The organism is Klebsiella sp. Q11 (genome assembly GCF_964241505.1).
Classification (GTDB): domain Bacteria; phylum Pseudomonadota; class Gammaproteobacteria; order Enterobacterales; family Enterobacteriaceae; genus Klebsiella; species Klebsiella michiganensis.
The window spans coordinates 74726-93490 of the sequence record NZ_CAXSXW010000007.1 but is presented as its reverse complement, the minus strand read 5'-3'; the positions used below and the strand labels follow the sequence as shown (position 1 = coordinate 93490).

General features: G+C 60.3%; 20 protein-coding genes and 1 riboswitch. Of the genes, 16 read left to right on the top strand and 4 right to left on the bottom strand.

Going from position 1 to position 18765, the window contains the following annotated elements; genetic code table 11:
* Window positions 1-6: 6 nt before the first annotated feature.
* The 4 genes from cbiB to pduF all read right to left on the bottom strand — a co-directional run bounded on the left by cbiB (window position 7) and on the right by pduF (window position 4799).
* Window positions 7-966 carry an adenosylcobinamide-phosphate synthase CbiB gene (gene cbiB / locus ACESQ2_RS13010; RefSeq protein WP_224384799.1) on the bottom strand — a complete coding sequence of 320 codons (960 nt, stop codon included), beginning with the start codon at window positions 964-966 and terminating at the stop codon, window positions 7-9.
* The gene (locus tag ACESQ2_RS13005; protein ID WP_224384800.1) at window positions 963-2342 is read right to left on the bottom strand and encodes a cobyrinate a,c-diamide synthase; all 1380 of its coding nucleotides are present in this window, start codon (window positions 2340-2342) and stop codon (window positions 963-965) included. Before ACESQ2_RS13005 ends, cbiB begins: the two co-directional genes overlap by 4 nt.
* A gap of 87 nt (window positions 2343-2429) precedes the next feature.
* Window positions 2430-2598: riboswitch (cobalamin riboswitch) on the bottom strand.
* A 300-nt stretch (window positions 2599-2898) separates the two neighbouring features.
* A complete protein-coding gene (gene pocR / locus ACESQ2_RS13000) occupies window positions 2899-3810 on the bottom strand; it encodes a regulatory protein PocR (protein ID WP_014226637.1) in 912 nt (303 codons plus the stop codon).
* A 188-nt stretch (window positions 3811-3998) separates the two neighbouring features.
* A complete protein-coding gene (gene pduF / locus ACESQ2_RS12995) occupies window positions 3999-4799 on the bottom strand; it encodes a propanediol diffusion facilitator PduF (RefSeq protein WP_373170643.1) in 801 nt (266 codons plus the stop codon).
* A gap of 524 nt (window positions 4800-5323) precedes the next feature.
* On the opposite strand from pduF, the gene pduA reads away from it, so the two are divergent.
* From pduA to pduS, 16 genes are all read left to right on the top strand, one after another.
* The gene (gene pduA, locus ACESQ2_RS12990; protein WP_001183618.1) at window positions 5324-5608 is read left to right on the top strand and encodes a propanediol utilization microcompartment protein PduA; all 285 of its coding nucleotides are present in this window, start codon (window positions 5324-5326) and stop codon (window positions 5606-5608) included.
* A complete protein-coding gene (gene pduB / locus ACESQ2_RS12985) occupies window positions 5605-6417 on the top strand; it encodes a propanediol utilization microcompartment protein PduB (RefSeq protein ID WP_004205485.1) in 813 nt (270 codons plus the stop codon). The genes pduA and pduB overlap by 4 nt, the downstream gene beginning before the upstream one ends.
* A gap of 18 nt (window positions 6418-6435) precedes the next feature.
* Window positions 6436-8100, top strand: a complete 1665-nt coding sequence (gene pduC / locus ACESQ2_RS12980; RefSeq protein WP_004105132.1) for a propanediol dehydratase large subunit PduC — start codon at window positions 6436-6438, stop codon at window positions 8098-8100.
* 10 nt (window positions 8101-8110) lie between these two features.
* Window positions 8111-8785 (top strand): propanediol dehydratase medium subunit PduD, encoded by a 675-nt coding sequence (pduD, locus tag ACESQ2_RS12975; protein ID WP_004853784.1) that lies wholly within the window; start codon window positions 8111-8113, stop codon window positions 8783-8785.
* A 14-nt stretch (window positions 8786-8799) separates the two neighbouring features.
* Window positions 8800-9321 carry a propanediol dehydratase small subunit PduE gene (gene pduE, locus ACESQ2_RS12970; RefSeq protein WP_004133648.1) on the top strand — a complete coding sequence of 174 codons (522 nt, stop codon included), beginning with the start codon at window positions 8800-8802 and terminating at the stop codon, window positions 9319-9321.
* A gap of 205 nt (window positions 9322-9526) precedes the next feature.
* Entirely contained in the window at window positions 9527-11359 is a 1833-nt protein-coding gene (gene pduG / locus ACESQ2_RS12965; RefSeq protein WP_014226638.1) for a propanediol dehydratase reactivase alpha subunit PduG, read from the top strand.
* On the top strand, window positions 11349-11726 hold the full coding sequence (gene pduH / locus ACESQ2_RS12960; RefSeq protein WP_049072005.1) for a propanediol dehydratase reactivase beta subunit PduH: 378 nt from the start codon (window positions 11349-11351) through the stop codon (window positions 11724-11726). The genes pduG and pduH overlap by 11 nt, the downstream gene beginning before the upstream one ends.
* Window positions 11719-11994: a propanediol utilization microcompartment protein PduJ gene (gene pduJ / locus ACESQ2_RS12955; protein ID WP_004853788.1), complete on the top strand. Its 276-nt coding sequence runs from the start codon at window positions 11719-11721 to the stop codon at window positions 11992-11994. The genes pduH and pduJ overlap by 8 nt, the downstream gene beginning before the upstream one ends.
* A gap of 3 nt (window positions 11995-11997) precedes the next feature.
* Window positions 11998-12480, top strand: coding sequence for a BMC domain-containing protein (locus tag ACESQ2_RS12950; protein ID WP_088167888.1), 483 nt, complete (start codon window positions 11998-12000; stop codon window positions 12478-12480).
* The gene (locus ACESQ2_RS12945; RefSeq protein ID WP_373170636.1) at window positions 12480-13112 is read left to right on the top strand and encodes a phosphate propanoyltransferase; all 633 of its coding nucleotides are present in this window, start codon (window positions 12480-12482) and stop codon (window positions 13110-13112) included. Before ACESQ2_RS12950 ends, ACESQ2_RS12945 begins: the two co-directional genes overlap by 1 nt.
* Window positions 13109-13600: a microcompartment protein PduM gene (pduM, locus tag ACESQ2_RS12940; RefSeq protein ID WP_049072011.1), complete on the top strand. Its 492-nt coding sequence runs from the start codon at window positions 13109-13111 to the stop codon at window positions 13598-13600. Before ACESQ2_RS12945 ends, pduM begins: the two co-directional genes overlap by 4 nt.
* A gap of 3 nt (window positions 13601-13603) precedes the next feature.
* Window positions 13604-13879, top strand: a complete 276-nt coding sequence (gene pduN / locus ACESQ2_RS12935) for a propanediol utilization microcompartment protein PduN (RefSeq protein WP_004133641.1) — start codon at window positions 13604-13606, stop codon at window positions 13877-13879.
* Window positions 13880-13888: 9 nt separating this feature from the next.
* Complete coding sequence (gene pduO, locus ACESQ2_RS12930; protein WP_373170634.1) at window positions 13889-14899, top strand: two-domain cob(I)yrinic acid a,c-diamide adenosyltransferase PduO; 1011 nt, start codon at window positions 13889-13891, stop codon at window positions 14897-14899.
* Window positions 14896-16287, top strand: coding sequence for a CoA-acylating propionaldehyde dehydrogenase PduP (gene pduP, locus ACESQ2_RS12925; RefSeq protein ID WP_373170632.1), 1392 nt, complete (start codon window positions 14896-14898; stop codon window positions 16285-16287). Before pduO ends, pduP begins: the two co-directional genes overlap by 4 nt.
* 11 nt (window positions 16288-16298) lie before the next feature.
* The gene (gene pduQ / locus ACESQ2_RS12920; protein ID WP_049072015.1) at window positions 16299-17411 is read left to right on the top strand and encodes a 1-propanol dehydrogenase PduQ; all 1113 of its coding nucleotides are present in this window, start codon (window positions 16299-16301) and stop codon (window positions 17409-17411) included.
* Window positions 17408-18763 (top strand): cobalamin reductase PduS, encoded by a 1356-nt coding sequence (gene pduS / locus ACESQ2_RS12915; RefSeq protein ID WP_373170629.1) that lies wholly within the window; start codon window positions 17408-17410, stop codon window positions 18761-18763. The genes pduQ and pduS overlap by 4 nt, the downstream gene beginning before the upstream one ends.
* Window positions 18764-18765: the final 2 nt, after the last annotated feature.

Sequence of the window (18765 nt, the reverse complement as noted above, 5' to 3'; positions counted from 1 at the left end):
TTGTCCTCAGGCAGCGCCGACCAGCCAGTACCGGACCGCCATAAACAGCGCCAGCGCCAGGGTCGAAGACACCCACATCAGTCGAATCGTTCGGGAAATATCGTCTACGGAAATATCGCGCGTCGCGTCGCCGATCCACGGTTTCTCCACGCGCTGTCCAAAGTAATCGTTAGGGCCGCCAAGCCGGATGCCGAGCGACCCGGCGACCGCCGCTTCCGACCAGCCGCAGTTCGGGCTGCTGTGGTTGTAGCGGTCGCGCCAGCCGATGCGCAGCGCGCGGCCGCCCGCTTCACCGCAGAGGAGAGCGGCGAGGCTGATAAGCAGCCAGCTCAGGCGGGCGGGGATAAAGTTGGCGACATCATCGAGGCGGGCGCTGACCATGCCGATGGCCCGATATTTTTCGTGCTTATAGCCGACCATCGAATCCAGGGTGTTGACCGCTTTATAGGCCATCGCCAGCGGCGCGCCGCCCAGCAGCAGAAAGAAGAGCGGCGCGATAATGCCGTCGACGGTGTTCTCCGCGACGGTTTCCACCACCGCGCGATTAATCTGCTGCGGCGCAAGCTGCGACGTGTCGCGCCCGACGATCCACGACAGCTTGATACGGCTCTCCGCCAGATCCCCCGCGCGCAGCGGGCGCTCGACGTCCCGCGCCGACTGCGCCAGGCAGCGTCCGGCCAGCACGGTGAAAATCATCCATACCTCAACCAGCCAGCCAAGCCACGGATGAATCGTCCGCGCCAGCGCCAGCACGCCCCAGCAGACGCTCCACGTTAGCCCGACCACCACCAGCCACATCACGGCGCCGCCGACGCGCAGGGCGACATCGCTGCGGCAATAGCGGCGCACGCCGCGCTGAACGGCGGCGATCAGGTTGCCTATCCAGCGCACCGGATGCGGCCAGCTCTGCGGATCGCCGATGATAAAATCGAGGAGCCAGGCAACGCCCCATGCCAGCAGCGTCATAGCGCGCTCCTTGCCGCAGCCAGCCAGTGGTTGAGCATGATGGGACGCTGCGCAAAGTGCAGGTGCAGATAGCTGGCGAACGTGTTGCCCACCTGCCAGCCGCCCGACCACTGCTGAAGGGTCATACCGTCGCGGACTTTACGGCAGGCCAGGACCGCCGGGATCTCAGGGGTAAAATCCGAGTAGTGAAACTCATGCCCGCGCAGGGTTTCGCCGGGCGCCGCCAGCAGCGTTTGCCGCATCGCCCGCGCCTCGCAGTAGCCAAAGCGGGTAAGCCGTTTGCCCATCTTGCTGTGGCCGGGAATCAGATTGGCCATCGGATAGATGTCGCCGCTGGCGTCTTCAAGGGTGCTGCCGAGATACATCAAACCGCCGCACTCGGCGTAAATCGCCACCCCGCGCCGGTGCGCCTCCCGCAGCTGCGCCAGCATCGACGTATTGGCCGCCAGCCCGGCGGCATGAATTTCCGGATAGCCGCCGCCGAGCCAAATCATCTGGCACGGCGGAAGCTCGCTATCGCGCAGCGGGCTGAAGCGCACGATATTCACCCCGCAGCGCTCAAGCAGCGTAAGGTTATCCGGGTAGTAAAAGTTGAAGGCTTCGTCGTCGGCCAGCGCCAGCGTCAGGCCCGCGCCGGCGTCGGGCGACGGCAGCGGGGGCCACTCCCCGGCGGGTAGGGCGGTGAGCTGGCTAAGAGCCAGGAGCCGTTCAATATCCAGCGTTTGCGTCAGCGTTTGGGCAAAATCGCGCCACGGCTGCTGATTGACCAGCGACTCGCGGGCGGTGACCAGCCCCAGATGGCGTTCGGGTAACGCCACCCCTTCCACGCGCGGTACGTAGCCGAGCACCGGCAGCCCGCAATAGCGTTCAATGGCGCCTTTGAGAAGCTGATAATGGGATTCGCTGTTGACGCGATTAACGATAACGCCGGCGATATTCAGGCTGGGGTCGAAGTGTTGAAATCCCATCACCGTGGCGGCGATGGAGGTGGAAACCGCTTTGCCATCTACCAGCAAAATGACCGGACAGCCGAGCTGTTTAGCCATCGCGGCGGTGCTGCAGTAGCCAGGGTCGGTACCGAAGCCGTCATACAGTCCCATCACGCCCTCAATGACCGCGATATCCGCCCGCTGCATCCGTTCGCAAAACAGCGCATTGAGCACCGGTTCCGGGAGCATAAAGCTGTCGAGGTTGCGGGAAGCGACGCCGCTGACGGCGGTGTGCCAGCCGGTATCGAGGTAGTCCGGGCCGACTTTGCAGGGCTGAACCCGCATACCGCGCTGCTTCAACAGGCTGAGCAGACCAAGCGTAACGGTGGTTTTACCACAACCGCTGCCGGTACCTGCGAGAATAAATGCGTGCTGCCTGGCTGCCATACCCCGATCCTGTGCCGGGTGGTAGGGCTGCGTGCATTCCCAGTCTTTCGACTGTACGCATCTGAGCAACCCACTTCCCACCGAAGTTGTTGATTGTTACCGACAGGCAGGTCTTCTGGCTTAGCGTCGTCCTCTCCCATCCTTCCCAATCCGCTAAGCAGATCAGTGGCTAAATATGGGTTCGTCAGCATCACAGCAGCGGGGGCTGCGGGGGATTCACACCCCCTTCCCTGGCGCCTGTCGGTTTAGTCCGTCATGATTCGAGCGGGACTGCCCGGCTCGCATGATTTCCGGAATATCTTACGGAAGCTGGATGGCTCCCGTCGTGTTTAATTTTTAATTACCAAGGCCGTTTCATTACGCCGATGGCGCGCTGAAAGCCATTTCGGATATCACTCTATCCCATCAAATAAATAAAAACTGGTGCAGCTTATCGTTCTCTCATTATTATTTTGTTGCGCTATGACAATTTATTGCTCTGAATGAGATATTTTCATTTTAGAATGAGCCAGATACAAGGGCATATCAAAAATCGGCAATAACAAAATATTGTCATTTAAAATGACTCAGTTTGTGATCTGGCGTTAATTTGCTGGCGATAGGCCTGCGGAGTGACCTGATAAGCCTGGCGAAAAACTTTGCAAAAATAGCTGGTTTGCGAAAATCCTAAATTCCGCGCAATGCTGGCGATGCTCCAGTCGCTGTGGCAAAGCAGCTCTTTGGCGCTCACCATCCGCTGATGGTTCACCCACGCGTTAAAACCGATACCCTGATATTTTTTAAATAACTTACTGAAGTAATAGGGGCTGAGATAAACGTGGGCGGCGACGTCTTCCAGGCGAAGCTCGTCGGATAAATGGGCGTCAATGTAGCGCAGCGCTTTCTTCATTTTGCTGTCGTGAGGGCTGGCGACCCGGCTGGCGCGCGCGGGTTCCGGCTGCTGGGGATTATCTTTAATCACCACAAAGTTGAGCTGCTTTTTCAGGCAGTTCTCGACGATCAGCTTCAGTAAATCCGCGGAGGCAATCACTCTGGAGTAGTCCATCTCCGGCACGTCGCGGAACGCGTTGAGCAGCTCGGGGTCCGCCTGCCAGCCGTCGTCCACGTTGAGGATATCCACCAGTTCTACATCGTTGCTTAAGCGCACCTGCCCGCATAGCACGAAGCCCACAAGGTGCCCTGCGATAACCAGAGGAATGGAAAAATCGGTTAACCCGGCGTGGCAGCGGTAGATACAGAGCTGATCGGTTTTTGACGCCTCGAGGCCGCCGCAGCGGTCGCTCATCCGGCAGCGGGTGCTGTGCTGAGGGTGCTGGCGCATCAGCTGGCAGAAAGGAGTGAAGTTAAACAGTTCAGATATTTCATCACCGTGAATATTGACAACCACAACCGCCAGACTGGTGGCCTGCGCAAAATCCTGTGCGATTTTATTAATGAGTTCTGAGTTCAGTGTGCTCGCAGAAATCATGATAAAACCTCTCAGTTAATTTTTTGTTATAAATAAAACATTTCTTTAATATTCACTTCCTTTCATCATCATTTACCGCCAACGATAAAAGAATATTACGATAGCAAAAGTCTCCCATCCGTGGGAGACGTTTTTGGCCAGTTCGTGATACCGGTTCATGAAAATTTTTCGCTATTTCAGCGGATGCATTAATCCTCTAATTTACAGGTATTACACGGTAAGTTATTTCCTATCAGATAACGATAGATGGCCGCGCCGAGGCAGGCGCCGATCAGCGGCGCAATAATCGGCACAATAAAGTACGGAATATCCCTTCCGCCGGTCATCGCGATATCGTCCCAGCCCGCCATCCACGTAAACAGCTTCGGCCCAAAATCACGCGCCGGATTCATCGCAAAGCCGGTCAGCGGCCCGGTTGACGCGCCAATCACCGCCACCAGCAGGCCAATCAGCAGCGGGGCCAGCGGCCCTTTCGGCACCCCGTTGCCGTCGTCGGTCAGCGCCATAATCATCCCCATCAGCATGGAGGTGATCACCACTTCGACCAGCGCCGCATGCCAGATGCTCAGCGAGGCCGCCGGGTAGGTGCTGAAAATACTCGCCAGCTGCAGGCTCTCAACGCTGCCGCGAGCGATATGGTGGGCGGATTCAAACTCGGTAAACATAGTGCTGTACAGCACATAGGCCAGCACCGCGCCGCCGAAGGCGCCCGCGACCTGGGAGACAATATAGGGGAAGACTTTGCGCCCGGGAAAACAGGCAAATAGCCATAACGCAACGGTCACCGCCGGGTTGAGATGGCCGCCGGATATTCCCGACGTCAGATAGACGGCAAGCGAGATCCCCAGACCCCAGATAATGCATATCTCCCACAGTCCGAGGCTGGCTCCCGCCACCTTTAACGCGCTCAGGCAGCCGATGCCGAAAAACAAAAACAGCCCGGTGCCCAGAAACTCGGCGGTACATTGCGCTTTTAACGAATCATTCATGGTGACACCTTCTTAGCAGAGTTCGTGTCCTGACCAGCCAACCTCCTGCTGGCAGTAGAGTACAACGGGCACCACTATATGAACTCCGCTCCGCAAATTGTTGGCAACCTGCTGACGGCGGCCCCGGAAAATTCGGGCATCAATAACAAATTATTGTCATTGAATAACTCAAAATAGCATTGCTCACGCGCGGATTTCGCAATTACGCCATCGCCATGACATGCAAAAATATTGCTAAAACCAACTCATCGTTTTCCAACAAACATCACAAATCAGTTTTTCTCGCATAGCAGATAAAATTAAATTCGTCATGAACAAATTTGTAAATATGGAATATACAAAACAAGATAATCACATAACAATAAATAAAAATAACAATTAAAATCAATAGATTAAATTTACATGTAGCAATTTTATATTATTCAATACCCACTATTTTTTCACCATCAAATTCAAGTCAGCCATTCTTTTTCCTCGCATCTTCTTATAGTCCCAACTATCGGAACACTCCATGCGAGGTCTTTATGCAACAAGAAGCACTAGGAATGGTAGAAACCAAAGGCTTAACCGCAGCCATAGAGGCCGCTGATGCAATGGTTAAGTCAGCCAATGTGATGTTAGTGGGCTATGAAAAGATTGGCTCCGGACTGGTGACCGTCATCGTACGCGGCGACGTTGGCGCGGTAAAAGCGGCCACCGATGCGGGGGCCGCCGCCGCACGTAACGTGGGTGAAGTGAAAGCCGTACACGTCATCCCACGCCCCCACACCGATGTAGAAAAAATCTTACCGAAGGGAATTAGCCAATGAGCAGCAATGAGCTGGTGGAACAGATCATGGCTCAGGTGATTGCCCGCGTGGCAACGCCGGAACAGCAGGCCATCCCTACTGAAAACCATCCAATACGAGAGACGGCTATGGCAGAAAAAAGCTGCAGTTTAACGGAATTTGTCGGGACCGCCATTGGCGACACCCTGGGTCTGGTTATCGCCAACGTCGATACCGCCCTGCTGGATGCGATGAAGCTTGAAAAGCGCTATCGCTCCATCGGCATTCTCGGCGCCCGCACCGGCGCAGGCCCGCACATTATGGCGGCGGACGAAGCGGTGAAAGCCACCAATACCGAAGTGGTCAGCATTGAGCTGCCGCGCGATACCAAAGGCGGAGCGGGCCACGGTTCGCTGATTATTTTGGGCGGTAACGACGTTTCCGACGTTAAGCGCGGTATCGAAGTCGCGCTGAAAGAGCTCGACCGCACCTTTGGCGATGTTTACGGCAACGAAGCCGGGCATATCGAGCTACAGTACACCGCTCGCGCCAGCTACGCGCTGGAAAAAGCCTTCGGCGCGCCGATTGGCCGGGCCTGCGGCATCATCGTCGGCGCACCGGCCTCCGTGGGCGTGCTGATGGCCGATACCGCCCTGAAGTCAGCCAACGTGGAAGTCGTGGCCTATAGCTCTCCGGCGCACGGCACCAGCTTCAGTAACGAAGCCATTCTGGTGATTTCCGGCGACTCCGGCGCGGTCCGCCAGGCGGTCACCTCCGCGCGCGAAATCGGCAAAACCGTCCTTGCGACCCTCGGTGCTGAACCGAAAAACGATCGCCCGTCCTACATCTGATACCCACGAGGCTGATTCATGAGATCGAAAAGATTTGAAGCACTGGCGAAACGCCCTGTGAATCAGGACGGCTTCGTTAAGGAGTGGATCGAAGAAGGCTTTATCGCGATGGAAAGCCCGAACGACCCGAAACCGTCGATTAAAATCGTTAACGGCGCGGTGACCGAGCTGGACGGGAAACCGGTAAGCGATTTTGACCTGATCGACCACTTTATCGCCCGCTACGGTATCAACCTGAACCGCGCCGAAGAAGTGATGGCGATGGATTCGGTCAAGCTGGCCAACATGCTGTGCGATCCGAACGTTAAACGCAGCGAAATCGTCCCGCTGACCACCGCGATGACGCCGGCGAAAATTGTCGAAGTGGTTTCGCATATGAACGTCGTCGAGATGATGATGGCGATGCAGAAAATGCGCGCCCGCCGCACCCCGTCCCAGCAGGCGCACGTCACCAACGTCAAAGATAACCCGGTACAGATTGCCGCCGACGCCGCCGAAGGGGCATGGCGCGGATTTGACGAACAGGAAACCACCGTTGCGGTAGCGCGCTATGCGCCGTTCAACGCCATCGCGCTGCTGGTGGGCTCGCAGGTAGGCCGTCCGGGCGTGCTGACGCAGTGCTCGCTGGAAGAAGCCACCGAGCTGAAGCTCGGCATGCTGGGCCACACCTGCTACGCCGAAACCATCTCCGTCTACGGCACCGAGCCGGTCTTTACCGACGGCGACGACACGCCGTGGTCGAAGGGCTTCCTCGCCTCGTCCTACGCCTCTCGCGGGCTGAAAATGCGCTTTACCTCCGGCTCCGGCTCGGAAGTGCAGATGGGCTACGCCGAAGGCAAATCCATGCTTTATCTGGAAGCGCGCTGCATCTACATCACCAAAGCCGCGGGCGTACAGGGTCTGCAAAACGGTTCCGTCAGCTGCATCGGCGTGCCGTCTGCGGTGCCTTCCGGCATTCGCGCGGTGCTGGCGGAAAACCTGATCTGTTCGTCGCTGGATCTGGAGTGCGCCTCCAGCAACGACCAGACCTTCACCCACTCCGATATGCGTCGTACCGCGCGCCTGCTGATGCAGTTCCTGCCGGGCACCGACTTTATCTCCTCCGGTTATTCCGCGGTGCCGAACTACGACAACATGTTCGCCGGCTCCAACGAAGATGCCGAAGACTTTGACGACTACAACGTCATCCAGCGCGACCTGAAGGTGGACGGCGGTTTGCGTCCGGTTCGCGAAGAGGACGTCATCGCCATCCGTAACAAAGCCGCCCGCGCGCTGCAGGCCGTGTTTGCCGGAATGGGGCTGCCGCCGATTACCGATGAAGAAGTTGAAGCCGCGACCTACGCCCACGGTTCGAAAGATATGCCGGAGCGCAACATCGTCGAAGACATCAAGTTCGCCCAGGAAATCATCAATAAAAACCGCAACGGTCTGGAAGTGGTGAAAGCGCTGGCGCAGGGCGGATTCACCGACGTGGCCCAGGACATGCTCAACATCCAGAAAGCCAAGCTGACCGGGGACTACCTGCATACCTCCGCGATTATCGTCGGCGACGGGCAGGTACTGTCGGCCGTCAACGATGTCAACGACTATGCCGGTCCGGCAACGGGCTATCGCCTGCAGGGCGAACGCTGGGAAGAGATTAAAAACATCCCTGGCGCTCTTGATCCCAACGAGATTGATTAAGGGGTGAGAAATGGAAATTAATGAAAAATTGCTGCGCCAGATAATAGAAGACGTGCTCAGCGAGATGAAGGGCAGCGATAAACCGGTCTCGTTTAATGCGCCGGCGGCCTCCGCGGCGCCCCAGGCCACGCCGCCCGCCGGCGACGGCTTCCTGACGGAAGTGGGCGAAGCGCGTCAGGGCACCCAGCAGGACGAAGTGATTATCGCCGTCGGCCCGGCTTTCGGCCTGGCGCAGACCGTCAATATCGTCGGCATCCCGCATAAGAGCATTTTGCGCGAAGTCATTGCCGGTATTGAAGAAGAGGGCATTAAGGCGCGCGTGATTCGCTGCTTTAAATCCTCCGACGTGGCCTTCGTCGCCGTTGAAGGCAATCGCCTGAGCGGCTCCGGCATCTCTATCGGCATCCAGTCGAAAGGCACCACGGTGATCCACCAGCAGGGGCTGCCGCCGCTCTCTAACCTGGAGCTGTTCCCGCAGGCGCCGCTGCTGACCCTGGAAACCTATCGCCAGATCGGCAAAAACGCCGCCCGCTATGCGAAACGCGAATCGCCGCAGCCGGTCCCGACGCTGAATGACCAGATGGCGCGGCCGAAGTACCAGGCGAAATCGGCCATTTTGCACATTAAAGAGACCAAGTACGTGGTGACGGGCAAAAACCCGCAGGAACTGCGCGTGGCGCTTTGATAAAGGATAACTCCATGAATACCGACGCAATTGAATCGATGGTACGCGACGTATTGAGCCGCATGAACAGCCTGCAGGGCGAGGCGCCTGCGGCGGCTCCCGCGGCTGGCGGCGCGTCCCGTAGCGCCAGGGTCAGCGACTACCCGCTGGCGAACAAGCACCCGGAATGGGTGAAAACCGCCACCAATAAAACGCTGGACGACTTTACGCTGGAAAACGTGCTGAGCAATAAAGTCACCGCCCAGGATATGCGTATTACCCCGGAAACCCTGCGCTTACAGGCCTCTATTGCCAAAGACGCGGGCCGCGACCGGCTGGCGATGAACTTCGAGCGCGCCGCCGAGCTGACCGCGGTACCGGACGATCGCATTCTTGAAATCTACAACGCCCTCCGCCCCTATCGCTCGACGAAAGAGGAGCTGCTGGCGATCGCCGACGATCTCGAAAGCCGCTATCAGGCGAAGATTTGCGCCGCTTTCGTTCGCGAAGCGGCCACGCTGTACGTCGAGCGTAAAAAACTCAAAGGCGACGATTAACTTCTCTAAGTAATTCGAGATGCATTGAGGCGGCAAGTGAGTGACAAATTCGTCTGGAACGAATTTGAACAGCCATAGGCTGGCTTTAGTGAGGGACAGGGATGTCCCTCATAACCCCGATGAGCTTACTGTAGTAAGTGATTCGGGTGAAAGAACGCAGCCAACAAAAAGGCAGTTTGAAGTACGACGAGAAAAGGGGTATGTGATGCGATATATAGCTGGCATTGATATCGGCAACTCATCGACGGAAGTCGCCCTGGCGACCCTGGATGAGGCTGGCGCGCTGACGATAACCCACAGCGCGCTGGCGGAAACCACCGGAATCAAAGGCACGTTGCGTAACGTGTTCGGGATTCAGGAGGCGCTCGCCCTCGTCGCCAGAGGCGCCGGGATCGCCGTCAGCGATATTTCGCTCATCCGCATCAACGAAGCGACGCCGGTGATTGGCGATGTGGCGATGGAAACCATTACCGAAACCATCATCACCGAATCGACCATGATCGGCCATAACCCGAAAACGCCCGGCGGCGCGGGGCTTGGCACAGGCATCACCATTACGCCGCAGGAGCTGCTAACCCGCCCGGCGGACGCGCCCTATATCCTGGTGGTGTCGTCGGCGTTCGATTTTGCCGATATCGCCAGCGTGATTAACGCTTCCCTGCGCGCCGGGTATCAGATTACCGGCGTCATTTTGCAGCGCGACGATGGCGTACTGGTCAGCAACCGGCTGGAAAAACCGCTGCCGATCGTTGACGAAGTGCTGTACATCGACCGCATTCCGCTGGGGATGCTGGCGGCGATTGAGGTCGCCGTGCCGGGGAAGGTCATCGAAACCCTCTCTAACCCTTACGGCATCGCCACCGTCTTTAACCTCAGCCCCGAGGAGACGAAAAACATCGTCCCGATGGCCCGGGCGCTGATTGGCAACCGTTCCGCCGTGGTGGTCAAAACGCCATCCGGCGACGTCAAAGCGCGGGCGATACCCGCCGGTAATCTTGAGCTGCTGGCCCAGGGCCGTAGCGTGCGCGTGGATGTGGCCGCCGGCGCCGAAGCCATCATGAAAGCGGTCGACGGCTGCGGCAGGCTCGATAACGTCACCGGCGAGTCCGGCACCAATATCGGCGGCATGCTGGAACACGTGCGCCAGACCATGGCCGAGCTGACCAACAAGCCGAGCAGCGAAATATTTATTCAGGACCTGCTGGCCGTTGATACCTCGGTACCGGTGAGTGTCACCGGCGGTCTGGCCGGGGAGTTCTCGCTGGAGCAGGCCGTGGGCATCGCCTCGATGGTGAAATCGGATCGCCTGCAGATGGCAATGATCGCCCGCGAAATCGAGCAGAAGCTCAATATCGACGTGCAGATCGGCGGCGCAGAGGCCGAAGCCGCCATCCTGGGGGCGCTGACCACGCCGGGCACCACCCGACCGCTGGCGATCCTCGACCTCGGCGCGGGCTCCACCGATGCCTCCATCATCAACCCCAAAGGCGACATCATCGCCACCCACCTCGCCGGCGCAGGCGACATGGTGACGATGATTATTGCCCGCGAGCTGGGGCTGGAAGACCGCTATCTGGCGGAAGAGATCAAGAAGTACCCGCTGGCCAAGGTGGAAAGCCTGTTCCATTTACGCCACGAGGACGGCAGCGTGCAGTTCTTCTCCACGCCGCTGCCGCCCGCCGTGTTCGCCCGCGTCTGCGTGGTGAAAGCGGACGAACTGGTGCCGCTGCCCGGCGATTTAGCGCTGGAAAAAGTGCGCGCCATTCGCCGCAGCGCCAAAGAGCGGGTCTTTGTCACCAACGCCCTGCGCGCGCTGCGTCAGGTCAGCCCCACCGGCAACATTCGCGATATTCCGTTCGTGGTGCTGGTCGGCGGTTCGTCGCTGGATTTCGAAGTCCCGCAGCTGGTCACCGATGCGCTGGCGCACTACCGCCTGGTTGCCGGACGGGGAAATATTCGCGGCAGCGAGGGCCCCCGAAACGCGGTGGCCACCGGCCTGATTCTCTCCTGGCATAAGGAGTTTGCGCATGAACGGTAATCACAGCGCCCCGGCCATCGCGATCGCCGTCATCGACGGCTGCGACGGCATGTGGCGCGAAGTGCTGCTGGGTATCGAAGAGGAAGGTATCCCTTTCCGGCTCCAGCATCACCCGGCCGGAGAGGTCGTGGACAGCGCCTGGCAGGCGGCGCGCAGCTCGCCGCTGCTGGTGGGCATCGCCTGCGACCGCCATACGCTGGTCGTGCACTACAAGAATTTACCCGCATCGGCGCCGCTTTTTACGCTGATGCATCATCAGGACAGTCAGGCCCAACGCAACACCGGTAATAACGCGGCACGGCTGGTCAAAGGGATCCCTTTCCGGGATCTGAATAGCGAAGCAACAGGAGAACAGCAGGATGAATAACGCACTGGGACTGGTTGAAACAAAAGGGTTAGTGGGCGCCATTGAGGCCGCCGATGCGATGGTGAAATCCGCCAACGTGCAGCTGGTCGGCTACGAAAAAATTGGCTCGGGCCTCGTCACCGTAATGGTGCGCGGCGACGTCGGCGCGGTCAAAGCGGCGGTAGACGCGGGCAGCGCGGCGGCGAGCGCGGTGGGCGAAGTGAAATCCTGCCACGTGATCCCGCGTCCGCACAGCGACGTTGAGGCCATTTTACCGAAATCAGCCTGATTGATGGCGAATAAGGAGCACCGCGTGAAGCAATCACTGGGATTACTTGAAGTTTGTGGTCTGGCACTGGCTATCAGCTGCGCCGATATCATGGCGAAATCCGCTTCTATCACGCTGGTCGCCCTCGAAAAGACCAATGGTTCAGGCTGGACGGTGATTAAAATTACCGGTGATGTGGCCTCCGTGCAGGCGGCCATCACCACCGGCGCACAGTTTGCCGGGCAGCGAAACGGCCTGGTGGCCCACAAAGTCATCGCCAGGCCCGGAGAAGGGATCCTGCGCGCGGAGGCGCCCCCGCCCTCCGTCATGCAACCTGAACCTGAAGCGTCAGGGACGGCTGATGTCGTTTCGCCAGCGCCAGCAGAAGAGCTTCCCCAGCAACACGGCGTGGTCAGCTGCAACCTGTGCCTCGATCCAAAATGTCCACGCCAGAAGGGTGAGCCGCGCTCGCTTTGCATTCATCCCGGCAAGCGAGGTGAAGCGTAATGGATAAACAGCTTCTGGAATCAACGGTCAGCAAAGTTCTCGACGAGATGCGGCTACGGCCCATCCCGCTGGGGGTTTCAAATTGTCATATCCACCTGTCGGCGGCGGATTACGAACGCCTGTTCCCCGGCCATCCCATCAGCGAGAAAAAGGCGCTGCTGCAGCCGGGACAGTACGCCGCGGAGCAAACCGTCACCCTGGTGGGGCCGAAGGGGCAGCTTAAAAATGTGCGCCTGCTCGGTCCGCTGCGCTCGGTAAGCCAGGTGGAAATCTCGCGTACCGATGCCCGAACCCTGGGGGTTGCGGCGCCGCTGAGGATGTCCGGCGATCTGAAAGGGACGCCGGGCATCCGCCTGGTCAGCCCTTTTGGCGAGCTGGAGCTGGCGTCAGGGGTTATCGTCGCGCAGCGGCATATTCATATGTCGCCGCTCGATGCGCTGATCCTGCGGGTCGCCCACGGCGACAGAGTTTCGGTGGCTATTGAAGGCGACGCGCGCGGGCTGCTCTTCAACAACGTGGCGGTTCGCGTTTCGCCGGATATGCGCCTCGAAATGCACATTGATACCGATGAAGCCAACGCCGCCGGCGCCGATAACCCGCAGGTCTTTGCCCGGCTGGTAGGCCCGCGATGAACGGCGAAGTTCTGCAGCGCATCGTGGAGGAGATTGTCTCCCGGCTGCAGCGTCGCGCCCATAGCACGGCGACGCTGAGCGTGGCGCAATTGCGCGATGCCGACTGCCGGAGCCTGTTCTGCCAGCACGCGTCGCTGCGCATTCTGCTCGTCGACCTGCCGCTGCTGGGCCAGCTGACGGAAGCGGAAACCGACGATCCCGCGGCCCGCAACATTCACGACGCGCTGGCTTTTGGCCTCCGCGTACAGCTCACCCTGCACCGCCAGCTGCTGCCGGTTATCCCGGTTAAAAAACTGGCCCGCCTGCCGGTGAACTTCACCGACGAGCGCGGAGTGCCGCTGACCCTGCACGCGGGTCCGGTGCTGAGCTATCGCGACGTCGCGCCGCTGGGCCAGGGGCGCCTGGTTATCCACCGCAAATGCCTCGTAACCGCGCTGGCGCGCGACGCGGCGCAGGCGCGGAATATTGAACTCATTAAGCAGGAGTAAATCATGCATCTGGCACGAGTCACGGGCGCGGTTGTCTCCACGCAAAAATCGCCTTCCCTGGTCGGCAAAAAGCTGCTGCTGGTGCGGCGGGTCAGCGCCGATGGCGAGCTCCCCGCCTCGCCGACCTCCGGCGATGAAGTCGCCGTGGATTCCGTCGGCGCGGGGGTTGGCGAGCTGGTGCTGCTCAGCGGCGGCTCCAGCGCCAGGCACGTTTTTTCCGGGCCAAACGAGGCCATCGACCTCGCCGTTGTCGGCATTGTCGATACGCTTTCACGTTAAGGAGCGACTATGGCGATTTATACCCGAACGGGCGACGCTGGCACCACCTCACTCTTTACCGGCCAGCGGGTGAGCAAAACCCACCCGCGGGTTGAAGCCTACGGCACGCTGGATGAGCTCAACGCCGCGCTGAGCCTGTGCGCCTGCGCCGCCGCGGATGAACACCACCGCGCCCTGCTCGAAGCTATCCAGCAGCAAATTTTCTGGTTTAGCGCAGAACTGGCCAGCGACAGCGAACGGCCGTCGCCGAAACAGCGCTACATCAGCAGCGAAGAGATTTCCGCTCTGGAAGCCGCTATCGATCGGGCCATGGCCCGCGTCGAACCGCTGCACAGCTTTATTTTACCCGGCCGCTGCGAAGCCGCGAGCCGCCTGCATTTTGCCCGCACGCTGGCCCGCCGGGCCGAACGCCGGCTGGTTGAGCTGGCGGCGGAAGTCACCGTGCGCCAGGTGCTGATGCGCTACATCAATCGCTTATCAGACTGCCTGTACGCCCTGGCGCGCGCGGAAGATAGCGATGCGCACCAGAACAACATCATCCGCGAAGTGAGCCGGCGCTATCTGGCCGCCAGCCAGCCGAGCCGCAGCAAGAAGACGACGCCCGTGGCCCTCTCCTTCCACGATCTGCACCAGCTCACCCGCGCCGCCGTTGAGCGCGCGCAGCAGCTACAGGTGCCGGTGGTGATCAGCATCGTTGACGCGCACGGCACCGAAACCGTGACCTGGCGGATGCCGGACGCTCTGCTGGTCAGCAGCGAGCTGGCGCCGAAAAAGGCCTGGACCGCGGTGGCGATGAAAACGGCGACCCATGAGCTGAGCGACGCCGTTCAGCCGGGCGCCGCGCTTTATGGCCTCGAAACGCATTTACAGGGAAAAGTGGTCACCTTTGGCGGCGGTTACGCCCTGTGGCGCGACGGCTTATTAATCGGGGGTCTTGGCATCAGCGGCGGCAGCGTTGAGCAGGACATGGACATAGCACTGGCCGCCATCGCGGCCATTAACGTGGGAACTCATCAATGAATACTTCCGAACTCGAAACCCTTATTCGCACCATTCTTAGCGAACAGTTAACCCCGGGGCAAACGCCGGAGCAGCCGCAGGGCAAAGGGATTTTTCAGTCCGTCAGCGAGGCTATCGACGCCGCGCACCAGGCGTTCTTACGTTATCAGCAGTGCCCGCTGAAAACCCGCAGCGCCATCATCAGCGCAATGCGTCAGGAGCTGACGCCGCACCTGGCCGCGCTGGCGGAAGAGAGCGCCAATGAAACGGGGATGGGCAACAAAGAAGATAAGCTACTGAAAAACAAGGCTGCGCTGGACAACACGCCGGGCGTGGAAGATCTCACCACCACCGCGCTGACCGGCGACGGCGGCATGGTGCTGTTTGAGTATTCGCCGTTTGGCGTTATCGGGTCGGTCGCGCCGAGCACCAACCCGACGGAGACCATCATCAACAACAGCATCAGCATGCTGGCGGCGGGCAACAGCGTCTATTTCAGCCCGCACCCGGGAGCAAAAAAGGTCTCTCTGAAGCTGATTAGCATGATTGAAGAGATTGCCTTCCGCTGCTGCGGCATCCGCAATCTGGTGGTCACCGTGGCGGAACCGACGTTTGAAGCCACCCAGCAGATGATGGCCCATCCGCGCATTGCGGTCCTCGCTATTACCGGCGGCCCCGGCATTGTGGCGATGGGCATGAAGAGCGGTAAGAAAGTGATCGGCGCCGGCGCGGGCAACCCGCCCTGCATCGTCGATGAAACGGCGGATCTGGTCAAAGCGGCGGAAGATATCATCAACGGCGCCTCGTTCGATTACAACCTGCCCTGCATTGCCGAGAAGAGCCTGATTGTGGTGGAGAGCGTCGCCGAACGTCTGGTGCAGCAAATGCAAACCTTCGGCGCGCTGCTGCTGAGCCCTGCCGATACCGACAAACTCCGCGCCGCCTGCCTGCCAGAGGGCCAGGCGAATAAGAAACTGGTCGGCAAAAGCCCATCGGCCATGCTGGAAGCGGCCGGCATCGCCGTTCCGGCGAAAGCGCCGCGTCTGCTGATAGCGCTGGTTAACGCCGACGATCCGTGGGTCACCAGCGAGCAGCTGATGCCGATGCTGCCGGTGGTGAAAGTCAGCGATTTCGATAGCGCGCTGGCGCTGGCGCTGAAGGTTGAAGAGGGGCTGCATCATACCGCCATTATGCACTCGCAAAATGTCTCGCGCCTGAACCTCGCGGCCCGCACTCTGCAAACCTCGATATTCGTCAAGAACGGCCCCTCTTATGCCGGGATTGGCGTCGGCGGCGAAGGCTTTACCACCTTTACTATCGCCACGCCGACCGGTGAAGGGACAACCTCGGCGCGCACGTTTGCCCGTTCCCGTCGCTGCGTGCTGACCAACGGCTTTTCCATTCGCTAACCGAGGTCGCGATGAAGACTTTCTCACTACAAACGCGGTTGTACAGCGGTCAGGGTAGCCTGGCGGTGCTCAGGCGCTTTACCCACAAGCACATCTGGATCATCTGCGATGGCTTTCTTGCGCGCTCGCCGCTGCTGGAAACCCTGCGCCAGGCGTTGCCCGCAGATAACCGCATCAGCGTCTTTAGCGAGATAACCCCGGACCCCACTATCCATACCGTGGTGCAGGGCATTGCGCAAATGCAGGCCCTGCAGCCGCAGGTGGTCATCGGCTTCGGCGGCGGCTCGGCGATGGACGCGGCGAAAGCCATCGTCTGGTTTAGCCAGCAGAGCGGCATCAATATCGAAACCTGCGTGGCGATACCAACCACCAGCGGTACCGGTTCGGAAGTGACCAGCGCCTGCGTGATTAGCGACCCGGATAAAGGCATCAAGTATCCGCTGTTCGACAATGCGCTCTATCCCGATATGGCGATCCTTGACCCGGATCTGGTGGTCAGCGTGCCGCCGCAGATTACGGCCAACACCGGCATGGACGTGCTGACCCACGCGCTGGAGGCGTGGGTCTCTCCGCACGCCAGCGACTTTACCGACGCGCTGGCGGAAAAAGCCGCCAGGCTGGTGTTTCAATATCTGCCCACGGCGGTGGAAAAAGGCGACTGCGTGGCGACGCGCGGGAAAATGCACAATGCCTCAACGCTTGCCGGGATGGCGTTCAGCCAGGCGGGGCTGGGGCTTAACCACGCCATCGCCCACCAGCTTGGCGGGCAGTTCCATCTGCCGCACGGGCTGGCCAACGCGCTGCTGTTAACCGCGGTTATCCGCTTTAACGCCGGTCATCCGCGCGCCGGAAAACGCTACACGCGGCTGGCCAAAGCCTGCGGCTTTTGTCCGGCAGACGCCAGCGATATGACGGCGATCAATGCGCTGATCCAGCAAATCGAACGGCTCAAGCAGCGCTGCGCGCTGCCGTCAATGGCGGTCGCGCTGAAAGAGGGACGATCCCAGTACTCAGCGCGTATTCCGGCGATGGTGCAGGCCGCGCTGGCTGACGTGACGCTACGCACCAATCCTCGCCCGGCCAGCGCCGGGGAGATTCAGGAACTGCTGGAGGAGCTGCTATGAGTACCGCCGTCAACGCTGCTGAAATGGCCTGGAGCGCCGAGGAGATCCGCGAGCGCGTGCGCGCGGCGGGCGTGGTCGGCGCGGGGGGCGCGGGGTTTCCCGCCCACGTGAAGCTGCAGGCGCAGGTAGAGATTTTTCTGGTGAACGCCGCCGAGTGCGAACCGATGCTCAAGGTCGACCAGCAGCTGATGTGGCAGCAGGCTGCGCGTCTTGTCCGCGGCGTGCAGTACGCGATGACGGCAACCGGCGCGCGCGAAGGGGTGATTGCCCTGAAAGAGAAGTACCGCCGGGCTATCGATGCGCTCACCCCGCTGCTGCCTGCCGGTATTCGCCTGCATATTCTGCCCGATGTCTATCCCGCAGGCGATGAGGTGCTGACTATCTGGCTGGCTACCGGTCGCCGGGTCGCGCCCGCCGCGCTGCCGGCCAGCGTCGGGGTCGTGGTGAATAACGTGCAAACGGTGCTCAATATTGCCCGCGCGGTTGAGCAGCAGTTTGCGGTGACCCGCCGTACGCTGACCGTTAACGGCGCGGTCGCCCGGCCGCTGACCGTCACCGTCCCCATCGGCATGTCGCTGCGCGAAGTGCTGGCGCTGGCGGGCGGCGCGACGGTCGACGACCCCGGTTTTATTAACGGCGGCCCGATGATGGGCGGCCTGATTACCTCCCTCGATAGCCCGGTAACCAAAACCACCGGCGGCCTGCTGGTGCTGCCGAAAAGCCATCCGCTTATCCAGCGGCGGATGCAGGACGAGCGCACGGTGCTTTCCGTGGCCCGTACCGTCTGCGAGCAGTGCCGACTGTGTACCGATCTCTGCCCGCGGCATCTGATCGGCCACGAACTCTCTCCGCACCTGCTGGTGCGGGCGGTGAACTTTCATCAGGCCGCCACGCCGCAGCTGCTGCTGAGCGCCCTCACCTGCTCGGAGTGCAACGTCTGCGAAAGCGTGGCCTGCCCGGTGGGGATCTCGCCGATGCGCATCAACCGCATGCTCAAACGCGAGCTGCGGGCACAAAACCAGCGCTACGAAGGGCCGCTCTATCCGGCCGATGAAATGGCGAAATATCGCCTGGTGCCGGTGAAGCGGCTGATCGCCAAACTGGGGCTGAGCCCCTGGTATCAGGAGGCGCCGCTGGTGGAGGACGAACCGGCAGTAGAAACCGTGACGTTGCCGCTGCGCCAGCATATCGGCGCCAGCGCGGTAGCGAACGTTGCGGTGGGAGCGCGCGTTACGTGCGGGCAATGCGTTGCCGATATCCCGGCGGGCGCATTAGGCGCGCCGATTCACGCCAGCATCGACGGCGTGGTTGCGGCCATCAGCGAACAGGCCATCACGGTGGTAAGAGGTTAACC

Coding starts and splice junctions, on each gene's coding strand:
- cbiB (WP_224384799.1), bottom strand. CDS start 966: ATGACGCTGCTGGCATGGGGCGTTGCCTGGCTCCTCGATTTTATCATC.
- ACESQ2_RS13005 (WP_224384800.1), bottom strand. CDS start 2,342: ATGGCAGCCAGGCAGCACGCATTTATTCTCGCAGGTACCGGCAGCGGT.
- pocR (WP_014226637.1), bottom strand. CDS start 3,810: ATGATTTCTGCGAGCACACTGAACTCAGAACTCATTAATAAAATCGCA.
- pduF (WP_373170643.1), bottom strand. CDS start 4,799: ATGAATGATTCGTTAAAAGCGCAATGTACCGCCGAGTTTCTGGGCACC.
- pduA (WP_001183618.1), top strand. CDS start 5,324: ATGCAACAAGAAGCACTAGGAATGGTAGAAACCAAAGGCTTAACCGCA.
- pduB (WP_004205485.1), top strand. CDS start 5,605: ATGAGCAGCAATGAGCTGGTGGAACAGATCATGGCTCAGGTGATTGCC.
- pduC (WP_004105132.1), top strand. CDS start 6,436: ATGAGATCGAAAAGATTTGAAGCACTGGCGAAACGCCCTGTGAATCAG.
- pduD (WP_004853784.1), top strand. CDS start 8,111: ATGGAAATTAATGAAAAATTGCTGCGCCAGATAATAGAAGACGTGCTC.
- pduE (WP_004133648.1), top strand. CDS start 8,800: ATGAATACCGACGCAATTGAATCGATGGTACGCGACGTATTGAGCCGC.
- pduG (WP_014226638.1), top strand. CDS start 9,527: ATGCGATATATAGCTGGCATTGATATCGGCAACTCATCGACGGAAGTC.
- pduH (WP_049072005.1), top strand. CDS start 11,349: ATGAACGGTAATCACAGCGCCCCGGCCATCGCGATCGCCGTCATCGAC.
- pduJ (WP_004853788.1), top strand. CDS start 11,719: ATGAATAACGCACTGGGACTGGTTGAAACAAAAGGGTTAGTGGGCGCC.
- ACESQ2_RS12950 (WP_088167888.1), top strand. CDS start 11,998: ATGGCGAATAAGGAGCACCGCGTGAAGCAATCACTGGGATTACTTGAA.
- ACESQ2_RS12945 (WP_373170636.1), top strand. CDS start 12,480: ATGGATAAACAGCTTCTGGAATCAACGGTCAGCAAAGTTCTCGACGAG.
- pduM (WP_049072011.1), top strand. CDS start 13,109: ATGAACGGCGAAGTTCTGCAGCGCATCGTGGAGGAGATTGTCTCCCGG.
- pduN (WP_004133641.1), top strand. CDS start 13,604: ATGCATCTGGCACGAGTCACGGGCGCGGTTGTCTCCACGCAAAAATCG.
- pduO (WP_373170634.1), top strand. CDS start 13,889: ATGGCGATTTATACCCGAACGGGCGACGCTGGCACCACCTCACTCTTT.
- pduP (WP_373170632.1), top strand. CDS start 14,896: ATGAATACTTCCGAACTCGAAACCCTTATTCGCACCATTCTTAGCGAA.
- pduQ (WP_049072015.1), top strand. CDS start 16,299: ATGAAGACTTTCTCACTACAAACGCGGTTGTACAGCGGTCAGGGTAGC.
- pduS (WP_373170629.1), top strand. CDS start 17,408: ATGAGTACCGCCGTCAACGCTGCTGAAATGGCCTGGAGCGCCGAGGAG.